Source organism: Kitasatospora sp. NPDC048239 (assembly GCF_043202015.1).
In the GTDB taxonomy this organism is placed as follows: domain Bacteria; phylum Actinomycetota; class Actinomycetes; order Streptomycetales; family Streptomycetaceae; genus Kitasatospora.
This window is the reverse complement of sequence record NZ_JBICZP010000002.1, coordinates 718,508-737,892: the sequence shown is the minus strand read 5'-3', so window position 1 is coordinate 737,892 and position 19,385 is coordinate 718,508. Positions and strand designations below refer to the sequence as shown.

Below are 19,385 nucleotides of genomic sequence, written 5' to 3'. Positions count from 1 at the left end.
AGATGAGCCAGGCCGCACAGAACCTGAACTGGCTGATCACCAATTTCGTGGACAACACCCCCGGGGTGTCGCACACGGTGGTGGTCTCCGCCGACGGCCTCCTGCTGTGCATGTCGGAGGGTTTCCCCAGGGACCGCGCCGACCAGCTCGCCGCCGTCGCCTCCGGCCTCACCTCCCTCACGTCCGGCGCCAGCCGGATCTTCGAGGGCGGTGACGTCAACCAGACCGTCGTCGAGATGGAGCGCGGCTTCCTGTTCCTGATGGCCGTCAGCGACGGCTCCGCCCTCGCCGTGCTGGCGTCCCCGGACTCCGACATCGGCCTCGTCGGCTACGAGATGGCACTGCTCGTCGACCGGGCCGGCGCCGTCCTGACCCCCGCGCTTCGCGCAGAACTCCAGGGCAGTCTGCTGCACTGACGGTTCGTCGGATACCGTCCTGGTATTCGAAGCACCTCCACGCCCGTCCCGGGCCCGCTTCGGCGGGCTCGGGTTCGGACGTTGTACGGCCTTCGCACCACCGGCTGGGGACCTGTGCCCGAGCTCGCACCGCACCGCCGCACCCTGTGAGGAGAGGAACCGTGACACCGCCCGACGACCGCAGCGGCCAATACGGCGTTCCGTACCCTGGCACAGGCCATGACGCCTTCGGAGCACCCGGCGTCGTCGGCCACGGTCAGCAGTACGGCCGGCCGCAGAACGGCCACCAGAACGGCCAGCAGAACGCCCCGCAGTACGGTCAGCAGCAGCAGTACGGCCAGCAGTACCCGCAGCAGGACCACTACGGCCAGTACGCCCCGCAGCAGCCCTCGTTCGACGCTCCCCCGGCCGGCTACCCGATGCCCGGCCGGACCGTCCCCGGCCACGGGCCCGGCTACGCGCCCGCCCAGCAGCCCGGGCACGTCGAGGAGTACGAGGACGAGGAGGACTCGGGCCCGCTGATCCGGCCCTTCGCGATGACCGGCGGACGCACCCGGCCGCGCTACGAGTTGGCGCTGGAGGCACTCGTCTCCGCCGACGTCGACCCGCAGCGCCTGGCCACCCTGCTCCCCGAGCACCAGCGGATCTGCACCCTGTGCACGGAGGTCAAGTCCGTCGCCGAGGTCTCGGCGCTGCTCTCCATTCCCCTGGGGGTGGCCCGCATCCTCGTGGCCGACCTGGCCGAGGCCGGCCTGGTCGCCATCCACCAGCCCGCTTCCGGCGGCGAATCCGGAAACCAGCCCGACGTCACGCTGCTCGAAAGGGTCCTCAGTGGACTTCGCAAGCTCTAACGCGGCCGCCCCCACCCGCGCCACCACCTCCGCGAAGATCGTCGTCGCGGGCGGCTTCGGTGTCGGCAAGACCACGCTCGTCGGCGCCGTCTCCGAGATCAACCCGCTGCGCACCGAAGCCGTCATGACCTCCGCGTCCGCCGGCATCGACGACCTCAGCCACGTCTCCGGCAAGACGACCACCACCGTCGCCATGGACTTCGGCCGCATCACCCTCGACGAAGACCTCATCCTCTACCTCTTCGGCACCCCCGGACAGGACCGCTTCTGGTTCATGTGGGACGACCTCGTCCGAGGCGCCATCGGAGCCGTCGTCCTCGTCGACACCCGCCGCCTCGCCGACTGCTTCCCCGCCCTCGACTACTTCGAGAACAGCGGCCTGCCCTTCGTCGTCGCCCTCAACGGCTTCGACGGACACCAGCCCCACACCCCCGACGAAGTCCGCGAAGCACTCCAACTCGGACCCGACACCCCCGTCATCACCCTCGACGCCCGACGACGCGACTCCGCCAAGAGCGCCCTCATCACCCTCGTCGAACACGCCCTCCTCGCCCGCCTCCGCTGACCGGAGAACCGGACGAACGGGCGCGCGCCACACCGGACCGCGCCGAAACGGTACGGCCCACGGCCCCTGCGGGGGTCCGTGGGCCGTACCGGCCGTCCGCGGGCTACTCCCCGGGCTCCAGCCCCGCCCGGATCAGCCCGTAGGTGTAGGCGTCGTCCAGGGCCAGCCAGGAGGCCGCGATGACGTTGTCGGCCACCCCGACCGTGGACCAGGCCGCGGAGCCGTCGGTGGACTCGATCAGCACCCTGGTCTTGGACCCGGTGCCGTGCTCGCCCTCCAGGATGCGGACCTTGTAGTCCACCAGCTCCAGCTTGGCCAGCTGCGGGTAGATCCGCTCCAGCGCGGTGCGCAGCGCCCTGTCCAGCGCGTCCACCGGGCCGTTGCCCTCACCGGTGGCGATCTTCCGCTCGCCCTTGGCCCAGAGCTTCACCGTCGCCTCGTTGCCCGGATTGCCGTCCGGGCCCTGCTCGCTGATGGTCCGCCAGGACTCCAGGGTGAAGAACCGCTCGCGTTCGCCGCGCACCTCGTCGCGGAGCAGCAGTTCGAAGGAGGCGTCGGCGGACTCGTAGGTGTAGCCGAGGTTCTCCTGCGCCTTGACCCGGGCGACCACCCGGCCGGCCAGGTCGCGGTCGGTGGAGAGGTCGTAGCCGAGCTCCTTGCCCTTGAGCTCGACCGAGGCGCGGCCGGCCATGTCGGAGACCAGCATCCGCATGGTGTTTCCGACCACCTCGGGGTCGATGTGCTGGTACAGGTTCGGGTCGACCTTGATCGCGGAGGCGTGCAGGCCGGCCTTGTGCGCGAAGGCCGAGTAGCCGACGTACGGCTGGTGGGTGGAGGGGGCCAGGTTGACCAGCTCGGCGATGGCGTGCGAGATCCGGGTCATCTCGGCGAGCCTGCCCTCGGGCAGGACGGTCCGGCCGTACTTGATCTCCAGCGCGCCGACCACCGGGAACAGGTTGGCGTTGCCGACCCGCTCGCCGTAGCCGTTGGCGGTGCACTGGACGTGGGTGGCGCCGGCGTCCACCGCGGCCAGGGTGTTGGCCACCGCGCAGCCGGTGTCGTCCTGGGCGTGGATGCCGAGCCGGGCGCCCGGCTTGTACGTGTGGCAGTCCCGGAGCACGTCGGCGACGATCTCGTGCACCCCGGCCGGGAGCATCCCGCCGTTGGTGTCGCAGAGCACGACGACGTCGGCGCCGGCCTCGTGCGCGGCGCGGACCACCGCGAGGGCGTAGCCGCGGTTGGCCTTGTACCCGTCGAAGAAGTGCTCGCAGTCGATGAAGACCCGGCGGCCCTGGGAGCGCAGGTAGGCGACGCTGTCCCGGACCATCTCCAGGTTCTCGTCGAGGGTGGTGCGCAGCGCCAGCTCGACGTGCCGGTCGTGGGACTTGGCGACCAGGGTGATGACGGGGGCGCCGGAGGTGACCAGGGCGGCCAGCTGCGGGTCCTCGGCCGCGTTGCCGCCGGCCCGGCGGGTGGCGCCGAACGCGACCAGCCGGGCGTTCTTGAGGTCCAGCTCGGCGGCGGCCCGGGCAAAGAACTCGGTGTCGCGCGGGTTGGCGCCGGGCCAGCCGCCCTCGATGAAGCCGACCCCGAAGTCGTCCAGGTGCCGGGCGATGGCCAGCTTGTCGGCCACCGTGAGGTTGATGCCCTCGCGCTGCGCGCCGTCACGCAGGGTGGTGTCGAAGACGTGGAAGCTGTCGTCGGTGGGGCTACTGGCCTCGGTCATGGCCCTGGGTTCTCCGTTCGGGGAGGCGGGTACTGCTCTGCCGGTATGGGATCCGGCTCCACTGTCCAGCATCCCGCGCGCTTCCCGGTGTCTGTCGGTCCCTTGTGGGGACGTCGGCCGGTCCGGGACAAAACAAAAGACCCCTCGCGGGTGCGAGAGGTCTGCGCGCGGGTCTGGACGCTGGTGGTCGCTCCGCATCGGGTCGTGCGGGAGCGGTCACTGCGGACCGGCGCGCCTGCTGCTAATAATCAGCGAAAGCGAGGACACGCTCGGAGTCTGGCACATCCATCCGGCATCCGGCCCGACCGTCTCGGCATCCGAAACGGTCAGGCCGGGCGCGGGGCTCCGGGTCAGACGATCTTGTGCAGCCAGCCGTGGGTGTCGGGGGCCTGGCCGCCCTGGATGGCCAGCAGCGCACTGCGCAGCTCCATGGTGGTCGGGCCGGGCTCGCCGGCGCCGACCGTCCAGTCGCCGCCGCGGGACTTGACCGAGCCGACCGGGGTGATCACGGCGGCGGTGCCGCAGGCGAAGACCTCGGTCAGGGTGCCGTCGGCGTTGCCCTGCTTCCACTCCTCGGTGGAGATCTTCCGCTCCTCGACGGCGTAGCCGAGGTCGGAGGCGAGCTGGAGCAGCGAGTCGCGGGTGATGCCGGGCAGCAGCGCGCCGGACAGCTCCGGGGTGACGATCTTCGCGTCCTTGCCCTCGCCGAAGACGAAGTACAGGTTCATGCCGCCCATCTCCTCGATCCACCGGTGCTCGGCGGCGTCGAGCCAGACGACCTGGTCGCAGCCCTTGGCGGCGGCCTCGGCCTGGGCGACCAGCGAGGCCGCGTAGTTGCCGGCGCACTTGGCGGCGCCGGTGCCGCCGGGCGCGGCGCGGACGTAGTCCTCGGAGAGCCAGACCGAGACCGGCTTGACGCCACCGGGGAAGTAGGCGCCGGCCGGGGAGGCGATGATCATGAAGATGTAGGAGTTGGCGGGGCGGACACCCAGGCCGACCTCGGTGGCGAACATGAACGGCCGCAGGTACAGGCTCTGCTCGGGCTCGTTCGGCACCCAGTTCTGCTCCTGCTGGACGAGCAGCTCGACCGCCTCGACGAAGGTCTCGACCGGCAGCTCGGGCATCGCCAGGCGGCGGGCGGAGGCCTGGAAGCGGGCGGCGTTGGCCTCCGGGCGGAAGGTCGCGATCGAGCCGTCGGTCTGACGGTAGGCCTTGAGGCCCTCGAAGATCGACTGCCCGTAGTGCAGGGTCATGTTCGCCGGGTCGATCTCCAGCGGCGCGTACGGCGTGAGCTGGGCGTCGTGCCAGCCCAGGCCCTCGGTCCAGCGGATGGTGACCATGTGGTCGGTGAAGATCCGCCCGAAGCCGGGGTTGGCCAGCCGGGCCTCGCGCTCCGCGTCGGACAGCGGGTGGGCGGAGGGCTTGAGGTCGAACGGGATGGGCGCCTGGGTGGGCGTGCTCATGGCTGTGTGTCCTTCACCGTGGGGTTGGTCCGGGCCGCCTCCGTCGGAGATTCGTTTCGGCGAACGAACGCACGACGGCACGGCCCACTGTCGATACTCGCATCCAGAGGGCCGTGCCGAACAGTTGCCGGCTCCTTGGGGAGCTGCAAGCTGCGGTTATGCGGTCCGGCCCTGACGGCCGGAACAGCTGTTCCCGGCCGTCAGCCGGATACCCGGGCGGCGAGCGCGTCGCCGACCTGGGACGTCGTACGGGTGCCGGTGCGCTCGGCCAGGTCCGCGGCGACCGCGGCCTCGACCACGGCGGCCTCGGCGGCGTAGCCGAGGTGCTCCAGCAGCATGGCGACCGACAGCACGGTGGCGGTCGGGTCGGCCTTGCCCTGGCCCGCGATGTCGGGCGCCGAGCCGTGCACGGGCTCGAACATCGACGGGAAGGCGCCGCTCGGGTTGATGTTGCCGCTGGCGGCCAGGCCGATCCCGCCGGTGACGGCGGCGGCCAGGTCGGTCAGGATGTCGCCGAACAGGTTGTCCGTGACGATCACGTCGAACCGCTCGGGCTGGGTGACGAAGAAGATCGTCGCCGCGTCGACGTGCAGGTAGTCGGTGGTGACCTCGGGGAACTCCCGGCCGACCTGCTCGAAGATCCGGGTCCACAGGTGGCCGGCGTGCACCAGCACGTTGTTCTTGTGGACGAGGGTGAGCTTCTTGCGCGGGCGGGCCTGGGCGCGGCCGTAGGCGTCCCGGACGACCCGCTCGATGCCGTACGCGGTGTTGAGGCTGACCTCGGTGGCCACCTCGTGCTCGGTGCCGGTGCGCAGCGAGCCGCCGTTGCCGACGTACGGGCCCTCGGTGCCCTCGCGGACGACCACGAAGTCGATCTGCGGGTCACCCGCCAGCGGGGACTTCACGCCGGGGAAGAGGCGGCCCGGGCGCAGGTTGATGTGGTGGTCGAAGGCGAAGCGCAGCTTCAGCAGCAGCCCGCGCTCCAGGACGCCCGACGGCACGCTCGGGTCGCCGATGGCGCCGAGCAGGATCGCGTCGTGGGTCTTCAGCTCCTCGAGCACGCTGTCCGGCAGCGTCTCACCGGTCCGGTGGTAGCGCCGGGCGCCGAGGTCGTACTCGGTGGTCTCCAGCTTCACGTCGGCGGGCAGCGCGGCGCCCAGGACCTTGAGGCCTTCGGCCACCACTTCCTGGCCGATGCCGTCGCCGGGGACAACTGCGAGACGAATGGTGCGAGACATGGTCGGACCCTACTCCGGCGTCCCAGGGGCTGACACCTGACGTCCACTATCCGGACGGGTGATCAGTCCAGATCGACCTCGACCTCGAACGGGCGGTCGACCTTCAGCTGCTTGTGGTGGATCCCGGTCAGGCCGTAGGACATGGTGGCCGGGTCGAGCTCGTAGGTGTGGACGACCGGACGCCCCTCGTCGTCGCTCTCGACGCGCCAGAAGTGGCGGATGCCGGCCGCGGCGTACTTGCGCGGCTTGACCTGGCGGTCGCGCTCCCGGGACTCCTCGGAGACGACCTCGACGGCGAGCAGCACGTCCTCGGCCTCGCAGGACGTCCGCGTGAAGTCGACGCCGGCGCGTTCGTCGACCACGAGCAGGTCGGGCTCGGGGCGGTTCCGCAGGTTCAGCCTGACCGTCATCTCCCGCCAGACCTCCCACCCCTCCGGAACCGCGGCATCCAATGCCTGTTCCAGCCGGCGGAGGGTGCGCATGTGGAATCGCGTCTGCGGACTCACGAAGATCAGGCTCCCGTCGAGCAGCTCGGTGTGCGGCGGGAGATCCGGCAGCCGGTCGAGGTCCTCGGCGGTGTACCCCTCGGCCGGGGGACGGATCCAGGCCGGGTACGGCTCGATGGTCATGATTCCTCCCATGCGGGCATCCTGACGGCGTTCTCAGGCTACTCGGCGGGGTTCTTCCGCACGTCCCTCCCACGAGGGAGCGCGTACGCCGCCGCCCGCGCCGGGGGCGCGCTTATGCTCACGGGCATCCGGTCCGGCATTCCTCGCAGAAGGGGGCAGATCACCATGGAGGCGCGCTGGCGGGAGGCACGGGTCTGCGCGGTCGCCGCTGGACTGGCCATGGCCGGGTACACCCTTGCCGCCGGGCTGCGCGGGGCCTGGCCGCCCGGGGCGGCGCAGACCGCGGTGCCGTTCCACGCCCAGCTGTGGGACCTCGCGCACGGGAGTTCGACCGGGGATCTGCTGTTCAACTGGAACAGCGGCTACGGGGCGCCGTTCCTGGCGGACTTCTTCGCCTTCCTGATGAACCCGTTCTCCTGGTTGACGCTGCTGCTGCCGCGTTCCCAGGGGCAGCTCGCGGTCTTCCTGGTCGCGCTGTTCAGCATCGGGCTCGGCACCGGCCTGATGGCGCACGCACTGGGCCGGCTGCACGCCGGGCCGCACTGGCTGCGGGCGGTGACGGCGGTCGGCTACGGGCTCTGCGCCTGGGTGCCGGACAACGGCGGCGCCGCGCCGATGTGGCTCTGGGGGCTGGTCTCACTGCCACTGCTCTGCCTGGCCGCCGACTGGTGCCTGCACGAGCGCCGCTGGGTGGCCGGCGCGCTGTGCGTGACCCTCGCTTGGGCCGGCAACCTGTACACCGCCGCGATGGCCACCATCACGGCCGGCCTGGTGCTGGCCGTGCGGCTGGCGGCCGCGCGGCGGCCGTTCCGACAGCTGGTCCGGGTGACCGGACGGGCGGTGACCATGGCCGCCGTCGGGGTCGGACTCGCCGGGCCGGTGCTGTTCGTCGGCATCCGGGCCGCGCAGGGCGCCCAGCCGGAGTCCCCGCTGTACCCGTTCGGCCCGTCCGGGCTCGGCGAGCACCTGGCGCAGCTGCTGCCCGGCACCCACACCGGCCGGCTCCTGCCGGACGTCTCGGTGGGCCTGCTCGGCCTGCTGCTGGTGGCCGGGCTGCCGTTCAACCGGCGGGTGCGGGTGCGCGAGCGGCTCGCCTGGGGCGGGCTGCTGGTCCTGGTGGTGTTGAGCTTCGTCTGGACCCCGACCGTGCTGGTCTGGCACGGCCTGGCGATCCCGGCCGGCGGCCCCTACCGGGTGGCGTTCGCCCTCAGCGGCCTGCTGGTGCTGGCCGGCTGGGTCTCGCTGGCGCACCGGCCCGACCCGCTCACGCTGGCCGGCGGCGCGGGCGTGGTGCTGCTGGTGGCGGGCCTCGCCGCGGGCCGGCCGGCCGTCCACGCCTCAACCTGGGTACTGCTGGCGGTCGGCGGCGCCGTGCTGCTCGCCGCGCTGTGGACGCTGGACCACCGGCACACCGACCGGCGGGCGGGGGCCGCCGCCACCCTGGTGCTGGGCTGCGCGGTGTTCGGCGGCGCGGTCTGGTCGGCGTACGCGGCGATGGGCGCCCCCTCCCCCGGCACCGCCTCCGGGCCGGCCGTCCGGGCCGCCCACGCCACGCTGCGGCAGGCCGCCGACTGGCCGCAGGACCGGGCCGACCCGGGCCCGCACGCCTTCACCCCGAACGACCCGATGCTGCTCGGCGGCCAGGGCGGCGGATACTCCAGCGGCTACCTGCCCACCGTCACCGCGCTGCTGCTGCACGACCTCGGCGCGGGCTGGACGGCCGGCGGGCGGCAGACCGAGAGCGTCACCGACCCGGTCGGGCGGGCGCTGTTCGCCGTCCGGACGTATCTGGACGACGGGCCGCCGCCGGACGGCTTCACGCCCGGCCGGACCGCCGGCAACCCGCCGCTGGTGACCGTGCTGGCGCCCGGTGCCACCACGGACACCTCCTCGGTCTGGGCGCGGCAGGAGTCACTGCTCGGCGGCAGGGTCTACGACGTCCCCGAGCCCGCGCCGGGCGGCGACCCGCTGCCGACGCTGCACGGCAGCAGCGGCTGGTCCGTCCCGGCCACCCCGGCGGGGGCGGCGGGCACCGTGTTCACGGCGGCCTGCAGCCCGGGCGGCACCGCCTACTTCCACGGGGTCTGGTTCAACGGCACCGTGGGCGTCCCCGGCGAGGGCACCGGCTACCGCAGCGACGGCGTGCAGCCCACCACGGCGGTCCCGATCCACCTGCTGGGACCGGTGCCGGCCGACGGCCAGGTCCGGGTGGTCCTGCGGGCGGACGCCGCCACCCAGGTGCCGGCCCGGCCGATCGGCTGCCTGCGGCCGGGCGCCCTGGCCGCGGAGCTCGCCCGGCTCGCCGCGACCGGGGCCACCCGGGTCACGGCCGGCGGGCACTCCCTCACCGCCGACCTGCCGCCGGGAAGCACGGGCACGGCGCTGATCTCGGCCCCCGCCACCGCGGGCTGGACCTGTTCGGCCGGCGGCGGCCCGGCGGTGGTGCCGCAGTCGGTGCTGGGCATGATCGGCGTCCCGCTCGGCGCCGACGTGGACCGGGTCAGCTGCTCGTTCCGCCCGCCCGGTCTCACCGAGGGCCTGACCCTCGCCCTGGCGGCCGCCGCCACCACCGTCCTCGTGGTCGTCTTCGGCCGCCTGCGCCACCGCCCGACCCGGCGGCCCCGCTCGGCCCGCCGCGCGGCGGCCCGGGGGCACTGAGGCATCGAGACACCGGGATACGCAGGGCCAAGACGCAGGGCCGCCGACCGGAGTGCTGCTCCGGCCGGCGGCCCCTCGGCGGTCCCGTCAGGGCAGCGTGACGATCTGGGCGCGCCGGTCGCCCGGGTTCAGGTGGTGCAGGAGCAGCAGCCGGGCGGTGTCGCCGGCGGCCCTGCGGACGTCCAGCGCGGTGCCCGGCTGGGCGGGGGCCGCGATGGCGGCGGGGCCCCCGGGGGTCGCCCGGACGTCCAGTGCCGGGTGCAGGACGTCGATGGCGAGGGTGGGCCGGGTGCCGCGCAGGCCGATGGCGGAGAACGCCTCGGCGGGGTCCGGCTTGCCGGCGGTCGCGATGCCCGTCCAGAGGCCGTAGCGGACGGTGCTGTGGCCGGCCGTCACCCCCGGCAGGGCGCTCAGCCGCACCGGCAGGACCAGCACCTCGCTGTCCAGCAGGGCGGTGTCGGTGTCGCCCCAGCGCGCGTTGAGCGGCTGGACGTCCAGCTCGGCGCCGGTCCGGGCGTCCACCGTCCGCGCCACCAGGACATCGCTGCCGCGCTGGCGGTCCGCCTTGACGAAGACGTCGGTGACGCCGTCCCCGTCGGTGTCCAGCGAGGCCCGGACGGCGAACAGGCCGACCGGGGTGGCGGCGGGCGCCCACACCTGGGCGGCGAGGTAGAGCACGCCCTCGCCCTCGGCGACGGCGGGTGCGTCGGAGGCCGCACCGGCGGCCCGCAGATTGGCGGCCCGGTCGCCGGGGCGTTCCACGCAGACGTCCTGCGGGGCCTGCGGCTCGGTGGCGTCCTCCGGCAGGATGCCCGCGCCCGGGCCGGCCGCGGCGCCGCTGTTGGGCGGGCAGTCGTCCCAGCGGGCGCCCTCCCCGCCGAGCGCGAAGGCGCTGACCAGGCCCGGATCGTCCCCGGGCGCGGCGGAGCCGTCGAGTACGACCAGCGCGCCCGCCTGCGGGGTCCGGGCCCGGACGCCCGCGCTCAGGTCGGAGGCCGGGCGCGGGGCGGCGAACACCGGGACCTTCAGCTCGGGCAGCGCGCTGTCCTCGGCTGGGGTGAGCAGCAGCCGTCCGGAGAGCTCGCCGCGGTAGCTGCGGGCCCGGCCCCCCTGCCGGGTGTCGATGGTCGGGTCGGGGGCGCGGCCGAGCTGCCCGGGCACGGCCAGGGTGACCTGCACCCGCACGGCGCCGCCGGCCGGCACCTCGACCCGGTCGGGCGTCACCCGGAAGCCGGCGCCGGGGAGTTCGGTGGCCGCCTGGTAGCCGGTGCGGTAGCTCAGGTCGGTGCCGGACAGGTTCCGCACCTCGACCTCCCGGGTCGCGGTGAACGGCCCGCCCACCTCGACCGGGCCGAAGGAGACCCCGACCGCGCCCTCGACCGCACCCGCCCCGGCCGCGTACGCGACGGCGGGGGTGCGCACGGCGCGGTCCGCCTGGGCCCGGCCGGCACCGGTGCGCTCCGGCCCGTAGACCGGGCCGCCGTGCCCGTCGCCGAGCCAGGTGTCCCCCGCGGTGTTCATCAGCGCCGCCTTGACCTGCTCGACCGTCCAGTCGCGGTGGGCGGCGCGGACGAGTGCGGCGAGGCCGACCACGTGCGGGGTGGCCATCGAGGTGCCGTCCTCGCGCTGGCCGGCGCTGCCGCTGCCGGCCTTGGCGGACCAGATGGTCTCGCCGGGGGCGGCGAGGTCCGGCTTGACCACGCCGGGCACGCCGATGCCGCGCGAGGTGAAGTCGGTGAGGGTGTCGGCCCGGGCGGGCTGGTCCTGGGACACCACGCCGTGCAGCGGGTTGCCGGGGGCGGCGAGCCGGACCTGTACCGGGCCGGCCGCCGCGCCCCGCCGCAGCCGCTCGCCGTCCTCGCGGGCGAGCAGGGCGAGCGGGACGCGGTCGTTGCCGGAGATCTCGGCGAGGTGGTCGTCGTCGGCGGCGAGCAGGGCGCCGATCGCCCCCGTGTCGGCGACGTGGTCGGCGCGCGGGCCGGAGCCGCAGGCCCGCTCGGACTCCCGGGTGCGCCAGGCCAGGACGGCGATCCTCCCGGTCAGCCGGGCCCGGTCGGCCTCGGTGAAGGCCGTGCAGCCGTCCGCCTGGTCGACCGGCAGGGCGAGTTCGCCGACCACGTCGCCGGTGGCCCAGCCCTGGTAGCGGGCGCTCCAGTGGGCGGGGACGACGGCGGCGAGCGGCTCGGGGGCGAGCACCCGGATGCCGTCGGCGTCGCTGTGCGGGTCGACGGAGGCGGCGACGGCGATCGCCCGGGCGGCGGTGCCGGGGCTGCCGCCGATGCCGTACACGTCGCCCTCGTTGCCGGCCGCGGCGACCACCACGGTGCCGAGTTCGGAGAGGTGGTCGACGGCGATCGCGTCGGCGTCGTCGGTGGCGCCGAAGCGGCTGCCGAGCGAGAGGTTGACGATGTCGAGGCGGTCGCCGAGGTCGCCGTCGCCGTCGGGGTCGGCGGCCACGTCGAGGGCCTGGGCGAGCTGGTCGGTGGCGCCCTCGCAGCCGAACACCCGGATCCCGTACAGCTGGGCGCCGGGCGCGGCGCCGGGGCCGATCAGGAAGCCGGCCGGGTCGAGGCCCGGCCGGTAGGGGCCGGTGTAGGGACGGCCGTCGGCCGTGACCCCGAGGCCGGCCGCGCTGCCGGCCACGTGGGTGCCGTGGCCGTTGACCGCGCAGTCGATCGGGTTGTCGTCGGGGTGCGGCACGGGCTGGTGGTGCGGGGCGGACGGGTCCGGGTTGTAGTCGTCGCCGACCAGATCGCGGCCGCCGACGACCTTGGCGTTCGGGAAGAGGCCGGCGGGCGCGGGCTTGGCCCCGTCCACCGCCCTGAACGCCTCCTCGGTGCCGGGGCCGCCGAAGTCCGCGTGGGTGTAGTCGATGCCGCTGTCGATGATGCCGATCCGCACGCCCTGCCCGGTGGTGCCGCCGCCGCCGTCGCCGGACGTTCCGGCCCAGACCTGCGGGGCGCCGGTGAGCGGGACGGAGTAGGCGTTGTCCCGCTGCTTGCGGACGATCGGGTGGACGGCCCGGACACCGGGCAGCGCGCGCAGGGCGGGCAGCCGGTCGGCGGGCACGGTGACGGCGAGGCCGGTGAGCAGGGTGCGGGTCCGGTAGAGCTCCCGGGCGGTGGGCGCGGCGCCGTGCACGGCCTCGGCCAGCCGGTCGAGCGCGCCGGACCCGAGGGCCCGCTGGTCGGCGCCGGCCCGGGCGGCCTCGCGGCGGACGGCCTCCGGGGAGCGCTGGGCCCGCCGGGCCTCGGCGGCGGCCCGCCGCCAGGCGGGGCCGGCCGCCTCGGTGCCGAGCTCCAGCAGGACGGAGGCCTCGCGGCCGGGCGCCGACGTCGGTGGACTGCCGGCCGCGGGGGCGGCGGCTAGCGCGACCGGTCCGGCCAGCAGAGCCAGGGTGAGGCCGATCCGGGCGATCGGACGACGGACGGGTGGCTGACGCACTGGGCCCTCTCCCCCGGTAAGGGGGACTGATCCGCACGCCGTGCCGCTGACGCCCGCCCGTGCGGCCGTCGATCACCCTTCCGGGGGCCCCAAATTAGGATGATCGCGCCGGACAGCGCGAGCAACTTCCCTCGAACGGGGGCTACTTGCACTCTCCGGAGTGACCAGGCGTCAGGCCGGACGGCTCATTCGGAGGATGAACGCCACCGCCCGGTAGCGGACCCTCAGGAGGACGGGGGCGACCATCAGTGGTGGCCGGTGACGCCGCCGTTGTCACGGCGGTCCAGCGCGCGCTGCAGGGCGGCGGCCGCGAAGGGGCTCCGCTCGGCCGCACGGCGGCGGCGCGGGCCGCGGGCGGGGGTGGCAGCGGGGGCGGGAGTGGCGTGACGGTCTGCGGTGGGGGGCATACCGGGCTCCTTGGGGCAGCGCGCAGGCGCGAAGAGGGTGGGGAGGGGTACACGGGGCGGGGATCGCCTGCCCTCGACGCGTACGGACGCACACGGGCCGCACACCCTGGCTACAGGGGCGGCACACCGTATGGCCCTTCCACGGTACGACTCCTGGATTGCCCTGTCTGCACGAATACTTGGATTTCCTAGTATCTGAGACGGGTGTCACCCGGAGTGCCGAACAGGCCTCGAACACGGCAGGGCCCGGACCACCGGGAGTCGGTGGTCCGGGCCCTGTCGGGTGGGCCGGGCCGGGTCGTCGGACCGGGCCCCGGGCGCGTCGGAGGCGCCCTGCGGGGCTCAGGCGCCCAGGTCGACCGAGCGGGCGAAGCGGGCGCCGATCTCGGCGGCGATCGCGTTCAGCACGTCCTGCGGGATCTGGGTGTCCACGGTGAGGGAGGCGAGCGCACCGCTGCCGTCCCGGGCCACCTGCATGCCGGCGATGTTGATGCCGGCGTCGCCGAGGTGGCGGCCGAGCACGCCGACCACGCCCGGGCGGTCCTCGTACTTGAAGAACGCCATGTGGTTCGTCAGCGCCACGTCGACGTCGAAGGCGTCCACGCCGACGATCTTCTGGGTCTGCTTCGGGCCGGCCAGCGTGCCGGAGATGGCGATCTCGCTGCCGTCGGCCAGGGTGCCGCGCACGGTGATCACGTTGCGGTGCTCAAGGCTCTCGCTGGAGGTGGTCAGACGCACCTCGACACCGCGCTCCTGGGCGAACAGCGGGGCGTTGACGTAGGACACCGTCTCGGCCACCACATCCTCGAACACGCCCTTGAGGGCCGACAGTTCGAGCACCTTGACGTCGTGCTGGGTGATCTCGCCGCGGACCTCGACGTCGAGCCGGACGGCCACCTCGCCGGCCAGCGCGGTGAAGATCCGGCCGAGCTTCTCGGCCAGCGGCAGACCGGGGCGCACGTCCTCGGCGATCACGCCGCCCTGGACGTTGACCGCGTCCGGTACCAGCTCGCCGGCCAGCGCCAGGCGGACCGACCTGGCGACCGCGATACCGGCCTTCTCCTGCGCCTCGTCGGTGGAGGCGCCCAGGTGCGGGGTGGCGACCACGTTGTCGAAGGCGAAGAGCGGGGAGTCGGTGCACGGCTCCTTGGCGTACACGTCCAGGCCCGCGCCGGCCACCCGGCCGTCGCGCAGGGCGCTGGCGAGTGCCGCCTCGTCCACGATGCCGCCGCGCGCGGCGTTGACGATGCGGACGGTCGGCTTGACCTTGTGCAGCGCCTCGTCGCCGATCAGGCCGATGGTCTCCGGGGTCTTCGGGAGGTGGACGGTGATGAAGTCCGAGACCTCCAGCAGCTCCTCCAGCGAGACCAGCTTGACGCCCATCTGGGCGGCCCGGGCGGCCTGGATGTAGGGGTCGTACGCGACGATCTTCATGCCGAACGCGGACATCCGCTGGGCGACCAGCACGCCGATCCGGCCGAGGCCGACGACGCCGAGGACCTTCTCGCTCAGCTCGACGCCGGTGTACTTGTTGCGCTTCCACTCGCCCTGCTTGAGGGCGGCGTTGGCCGGCGCGATGTTGCGGGCCACCGAGATCAGCAGGCCGCAGGCCAGCTCGGCGGCGGTGACGATGTTGGAGGTCGGCGCGTTGACGACCATCACGCCGGCCTTGGTGGCGGCGGAGACGTCCACGTTGTCCAGGCCGACACCGGCCCGGGCGACCACCTTGAGCTTGCGGGCGGCGGCCAGCGCCTCCGCGTCCACCTTGGTGGCGGAGCGGATCAGGATGGCGTCCACATCGGCGATCGCGGTCAGCAGCTCGGTGCGGTCCGCACCGTTGCAGTGGCGGATCTCGAAGTCGGGCCCGAGGGCGTCGACGGTGGCGGGCGACAGCTCTTCGGCGATCAGAACGACGGATTTGCTCACGACAGTGTTGTCCTTAACTGTCCGGTTCTCCCCGGCACGTAGGTGGCGTGGAAAGCGGGGGGAAGGTGGCATGCCGCGTAGGTAGACGCACGACGCTGTGGGCCTGACGCGCACTCGGAAGTGTATCGACGGGCTGGGTGCCAGGCTGCTCCCGTCCGGCGAAATCACCCGGACGGGAGCAGCCTAGTTGTACAAGGGAGTTACGCCCTGGGGCGAGGTCCCGGAGAGGCTCAGGCCTCTTCCTTGACCCAGCTCATCAGCTTGCGCAGCTTCTTGCCGGTGGTCTCCAGCAGGTGGTCCTCGTCGGCCTTCTTGTACTCGTTGTACTTGGGCAGGCCCGCCTTGTACTCGGCGATCCAGGTGTTGGCGAAGGTGCCGTCCTGGATCTCGGCGAGGACCTTCCTCATCTCGGCCTTGGTGGCGTCGGTGATGATGCGGGGGCCGGTGACGTAGTCGCCCCACTCGGCGGTCTCGGAGACCGACCAGCGCATCTTCTCCAGGCCGCCCTCGTACATCAGGTCGACGATGAGCTTCAGCTCGTGCAGGCACTCGAAGTAGGCGATCTCCGGCTGGTAGCCGGCCTCGACCAGGGTCTCGAACCCGGCCTTCACCAGGGCGGCGGTGCCACCGCAGAGGACGGCCTGCTCACCGAACAGGTCGGTCTCGGTCTCCTCGGTGAAGGTGGTCTTGATGACGCCGGCCTTGGTGGCGCCGATGCCCTTGGCGTAGGACAGCGCCAGCTCCAGGGCCTTGCCGGAGGCGTCCTGCTCGACGGCGACGATCGCGGGGACGCCGCGGCCCTCCTCGTACTGGCGGCGGACGAGGTGGCCCGGGCCCTTCGGGGCGACCATGCAGACGTCGACGTCGGTCGGCGGCTTGATGAAGCCGAAGCGGATGTTCAGGCCGTGGCCGAAGAACAGGGCGTCGCCCGCCTTCAGGTTCGGCGCGATGGACTCCTCGTAGACGTCGCCCTGGATCGGGTCCGGCACCAGGATCATGATGACGTCGGCCTCGGCCGCGGCCTCGGCCGGGGTGACGACGCGCAGGCCGGCCTCCTCCGCCTTGGCACGGGACTTCGAGTCCGCCTTCAGGCCGACCCGGACGTCCGCGCCCGAGTCGCGCAGGGACAGCGCGTGGGCGTGGCCCTGGCTGCCGTAGCCGATGACCGCGACCTTGCGGCCCTGGATGATGGACAGGTCGGCGTCGTCTTCGTAGAACAGCTCGGCCACGGGGGCACATCTCCTTGCGTGGTGGTGTTGCCGGGTACTGCGGTTCCTACCGTAATGCGCACCCGGCAGGGTGTGGGGCGTTGCTTCAGGGTGTGAGACGGGCGCGCCGCGTACGGCGCCGCCACCGCCTACGCGCTGCGGTCGAGAGCACGCAGCGAACGGTCGGTGATCGAACGGGCGCCTCGCCCGATGGCGACCAGACCGGACTGGACCAGCTCCTTGATGCCGTACGGCTCCAGCATCCGGAGCATGGCCTCCAGCTTGTCCGAGCTGCCGGTGGCCTCGATGGTCACCGCGTCGGGGGACACGTCGACGGTCTTGGCACGGAACAGCTGGACGATCTCGACGATCTGGGACCGGGTCTCGTTGTCCGCCCGGACCTTCACCAGGACCAGTTCCCGCTGGATCGCAGCGGACTGGTCGAGTTCGACGATCTTTATCACGTTCACGAGCTTGTTGAGCTGCTTGGTGACCTGCTCCAGCGGGAGGTCCTCGACGTTGACCACGATGGTCATCCGGGAGATGTCCGGGTGCTCGGTCGGGCCGACCGCGAGGGAGTCGATGTTGAAGCCCCGTCGGGAGAACAGCGCGGCGATGCGGGCGAGCACGCCGGGCTTGTTCTCGACCAGGACGGAGAGGGTGTGCTTGGACATGGGGTCTCTGTTCCCTTGGTCGTTCTGGAGGGGGGGCTTCAGTCGAGGTCGTCGCCGAAGTCGGGCCGGACGCCCTTGGCGAACTGGATCTCGTCGTTACTGGTACCGGCCGCGACCATCGGCCAGACCATGGCGTCCTGGTGGACGATGAAGTCGATGACCACCGGGCGGTCGTTGATCTCCATCGCCTGCTTGATCACCGCGTCCAGGTCCTCCGGGCGCTCGCAGCGCAGGCCGACGCAGCCCATCGCCTCGGAGAGCAGCACGAAGTCGGGGATCCGGGTGCCCTGGGCCGGCGGCTCGATGCCGTCGTGGCCCGGGCCGGCGTGCAGCACGGTGTTGGAGTAGCGCTGGTTGTAGAACAGGGTCTGCCACTGGCGGACCATGCCCAGCGAACCGTTGTTGATGACGGCGACCTTGATCGGGATGTCGTTGAGCGCGCAGGTGACCAGTTCCTGGTTGGTCATCTGGAAGCAGCCGTCGCCGTCGATCGCCCAGACCGCCGTCTCCGGGCGGCCCGCCTTGGCCCCCATCGCGGCCGGCACGGCGTAGCCCATGGTGCCCGCGCCGCCCGAGTTCAGCCAGGTGGCCGGCTTCTCGAACTGGATGAACTGCGAGCTCCACATCTGGTGCTGGCCGACGCCCGCGGCGTAGATCGCCTCCGGGCCGACCAGCTGGCCGATCCGCTCGATGACCTGCTGCGGGGAGAGCTGCCCGGCGGGGGCCGGCTCGTAGCCCAGCGGGTAGGTCTTCTTCCACTCGTTGAGCTTGACCCACCAGTCCGTGTAGTCGCCCTTGTGGCCGGCGTCGAACTCGGCCTGGACGGCGACGATCAGGTCGGCCAGCACCTCGCGGGCGTCACCGACGATCGGCACGTCGGCCGGGCGGTTCTTGCCGATCTCGGCCGGGTCGATGTCGGCGTGGACGATCTTGGCGTACGGGGCGAAGCTGTCCAGCTTGCCGGTGACGCGGTCGTCGAAGCGGGCGCCGAGGGTGAACAGCAGGTCCGACTTCTGCAGCGCGGTGACGGCCGGGACGGTGCCGTGCATGCCGGGCATGCCCAGGTGCTGCGGGTGGCTGTCGGGGAAGGCGCCGAGCGCCATCAGCGTGGTGACCACCGGGGCGCCGGTCAGCTCGGCCAGGATCCGCAGCTCGGCCGTGGCGTTCGCCTTGAGCACGCCGCCGCCGACGTACAGCACCGGGCGCTTGGCGCCCACCAGCATCTTCGCTGCCTCGCGGATCTGCTTGGCGTGCGGCTTGGTGACCGGGCGGTAGCCGGGCAGCGAGGTCTCGACCGGCCACCGGAAGGTGGTGGTGGCCTGCAGCGCGTCCTTGGCGATGTCGACCAGGACCGGGCCGGGGCGGCCGGTGGCGGCGATGTGGAAGGCCTCGGCGATCACCCGGGGGATCTCGGCCGGGTCGGTCACCAGGAAGTTGTGCTTGGTGATCGGCATCGTGATGCCGCAGATGTCCGCCTCCTGGAAGGCGTCGGTGCCGATCGCCTTGGAGGAGACCTGGCCGGTGATGGCCACCATCGGGACGGAGTCCATGTAGGCGTCGGCGATCGGGGTCACCAGGTTGGTCGCGCCGGGGCCGGAGGTGGCCATGCAGACACCGACCCGGCCGGTCGCCTGGGCGAAGCCGGTGGCGGCGTGGCCGGCGCCCTGCTCGTGGCGGACCAGGATGTGGCGCACCTTGGTCGAGTCCATCAGCGGGTCGTACGCGGGAAGGATGGCCCCGCCCGGGATGCCGAAGACGGTGTCCGCGCCCACGGCCTCCAGCGAGCGGATGAGCGACTGGGCGCCGGTCATGGTCTCGACGACGTGCTGGGGAGCGGGAGCGTGGGCGGCCGGGGTGTCCCCGCGGCGGGGGGATGCGGCGTGCTCAGTCATCTGCCTGTCTCTTCTCGGGTTCTGCCGGCCCGGGGTAGCGAGGGTTCTATCCGGTTCGGGCCGATCGCCGGCTCTGCCCCAATCGTCCCCCTTTTCCCACGAGATCGGGGTGGTGAGGGCGGCTGGGGCCAGGGGTCTTGCGGTGGTGGAACAGCGTCAGTGCAACAAAAAACCCCTCGTGCCAAGGGCATGCGAGGGGTGGCGCGTCGGTCTGTCACAAGCGGGACGTTCAGGCCCGCTCAGCCGACGCGCCCGCCAAGTACGAGAATTCGGGTGCGCATGGCAACG

14 protein-coding genes are annotated in these 19,385 nt (G+C 72.9%); 4 read left to right on the top strand and 10 right to left on the bottom strand.

Annotation, left to right across the window (positions count from 1 at the left end; genetic code table 11):
* The first annotated feature begins 2 nt into the window (after positions 1-2).
* The 3 genes from ACGFZP_RS07285 (at position 3) to ACGFZP_RS07275 (ending at position 1,832) form a co-directional block, all read left to right on the top strand.
* Positions 3-416 carry a roadblock/LC7 domain-containing protein gene (locus ACGFZP_RS07285; RefSeq protein ID WP_392929684.1) on the top strand — a complete coding sequence of 138 codons (414 nt, stop codon included), beginning with the start codon at positions 3-5 and terminating at the stop codon, positions 414-416.
* Between the two features lie 161 nt (positions 417-577).
* The gene (locus ACGFZP_RS07280; protein ID WP_392929473.1) at positions 578-1,267 is read left to right on the top strand and encodes a DUF742 domain-containing protein; all 690 of its coding nucleotides are present in this window, start codon (positions 578-580) and stop codon (positions 1,265-1,267) included.
* A complete protein-coding gene (locus tag ACGFZP_RS07275; RefSeq protein WP_387945380.1) occupies positions 1,248-1,832 on the top strand; it encodes an ATP/GTP-binding protein in 585 nt (194 codons plus the stop codon). The genes ACGFZP_RS07280 and ACGFZP_RS07275 overlap by 20 nt, the downstream gene beginning before the upstream one ends.
* A 103-nt stretch (positions 1,833-1,935) precedes the next feature.
* Here the strand turns inward: ACGFZP_RS07275 and cimA are convergent, their stop codons facing one another.
* The 4 genes from cimA to ACGFZP_RS07255 all read right to left on the bottom strand — a co-directional run bounded on the left by cimA (position 1,936) and on the right by ACGFZP_RS07255 (position 6,900).
* A complete protein-coding gene (gene cimA / locus ACGFZP_RS07270; RefSeq protein WP_392929471.1) occupies positions 1,936-3,558 on the bottom strand; it encodes a citramalate synthase in 1,623 nt (540 codons plus the stop codon).
* Between the two features lie 350 nt (positions 3,559-3,908).
* Positions 3,909-5,021 carry a branched-chain amino acid aminotransferase gene (locus ACGFZP_RS07265; RefSeq protein WP_392929469.1) on the bottom strand — a complete coding sequence of 371 codons (1,113 nt, stop codon included), beginning with the start codon at positions 5,019-5,021 and terminating at the stop codon, positions 3,909-3,911.
* Between the two features lie 200 nt (positions 5,022-5,221).
* Entirely contained in the window at positions 5,222-6,259 is a 1,038-nt protein-coding gene (locus ACGFZP_RS07260) for a 3-isopropylmalate dehydrogenase (RefSeq protein ID WP_392929468.1), read from the bottom strand.
* Positions 6,260-6,321: 62 nt separating this feature from the next.
* The gene (locus ACGFZP_RS07255; RefSeq protein ID WP_392929466.1) at positions 6,322-6,900 is read right to left on the bottom strand and encodes a Uma2 family endonuclease; all 579 of its coding nucleotides are present in this window, start codon (positions 6,898-6,900) and stop codon (positions 6,322-6,324) included.
* A 153-nt stretch (positions 6,901-7,053) separates the two neighbouring features.
* Here ACGFZP_RS07255 and ACGFZP_RS07250 point away from each other — a divergent pair, with 153 nt between their 5' ends.
* Positions 7,054-9,546, top strand: a complete 2,493-nt coding sequence (locus ACGFZP_RS07250; RefSeq protein WP_392929464.1) for a YfhO family protein — start codon at positions 7,054-7,056, stop codon at positions 9,544-9,546.
* A gap of 87 nt (positions 9,547-9,633) precedes the next feature.
* Here the strand turns inward: ACGFZP_RS07250 and ACGFZP_RS07245 are convergent, their stop codons facing one another.
* From ACGFZP_RS07245 to ACGFZP_RS07220, 6 genes are all read right to left on the bottom strand, one after another.
* A complete protein-coding gene (locus ACGFZP_RS07245) occupies positions 9,634-12,990 on the bottom strand; it encodes a S8 family serine peptidase (RefSeq protein WP_392929461.1) in 3,357 nt (1,118 codons plus the stop codon).
* Positions 12,991-13,235: 245 nt separating this feature from the next.
* Positions 13,236-13,397 carry a hypothetical protein gene (locus tag ACGFZP_RS07240; protein ID WP_392929460.1) on the bottom strand — a complete coding sequence of 54 codons (162 nt, stop codon included), beginning with the start codon at positions 13,395-13,397 and terminating at the stop codon, positions 13,236-13,238.
* 342 nt (positions 13,398-13,739) lie between these two features.
* Entirely contained in the window at positions 13,740-15,323 is a 1,584-nt protein-coding gene (serA, locus tag ACGFZP_RS07235; protein WP_392929458.1) for a phosphoglycerate dehydrogenase, read from the bottom strand.
* 230 nt (positions 15,324-15,553) lie between these two features.
* A complete protein-coding gene (gene ilvC / locus ACGFZP_RS07230; RefSeq protein WP_392929456.1) occupies positions 15,554-16,552 on the bottom strand; it encodes a ketol-acid reductoisomerase in 999 nt (332 codons plus the stop codon).
* Between the two features lie 128 nt (positions 16,553-16,680).
* Positions 16,681-17,205, bottom strand: a complete 525-nt coding sequence (gene ilvN, locus ACGFZP_RS07225; RefSeq protein ID WP_344442053.1) for an acetolactate synthase small subunit — start codon at positions 17,203-17,205, stop codon at positions 16,681-16,683.
* 38 nt (positions 17,206-17,243) lie between these two features.
* Positions 17,244-19,097 (bottom strand): acetolactate synthase large subunit, encoded by a 1,854-nt coding sequence (locus ACGFZP_RS07220; protein ID WP_392929454.1) that lies wholly within the window; start codon positions 19,095-19,097, stop codon positions 17,244-17,246.
* Positions 19,098-19,385 lie beyond the last annotated feature (288 nt).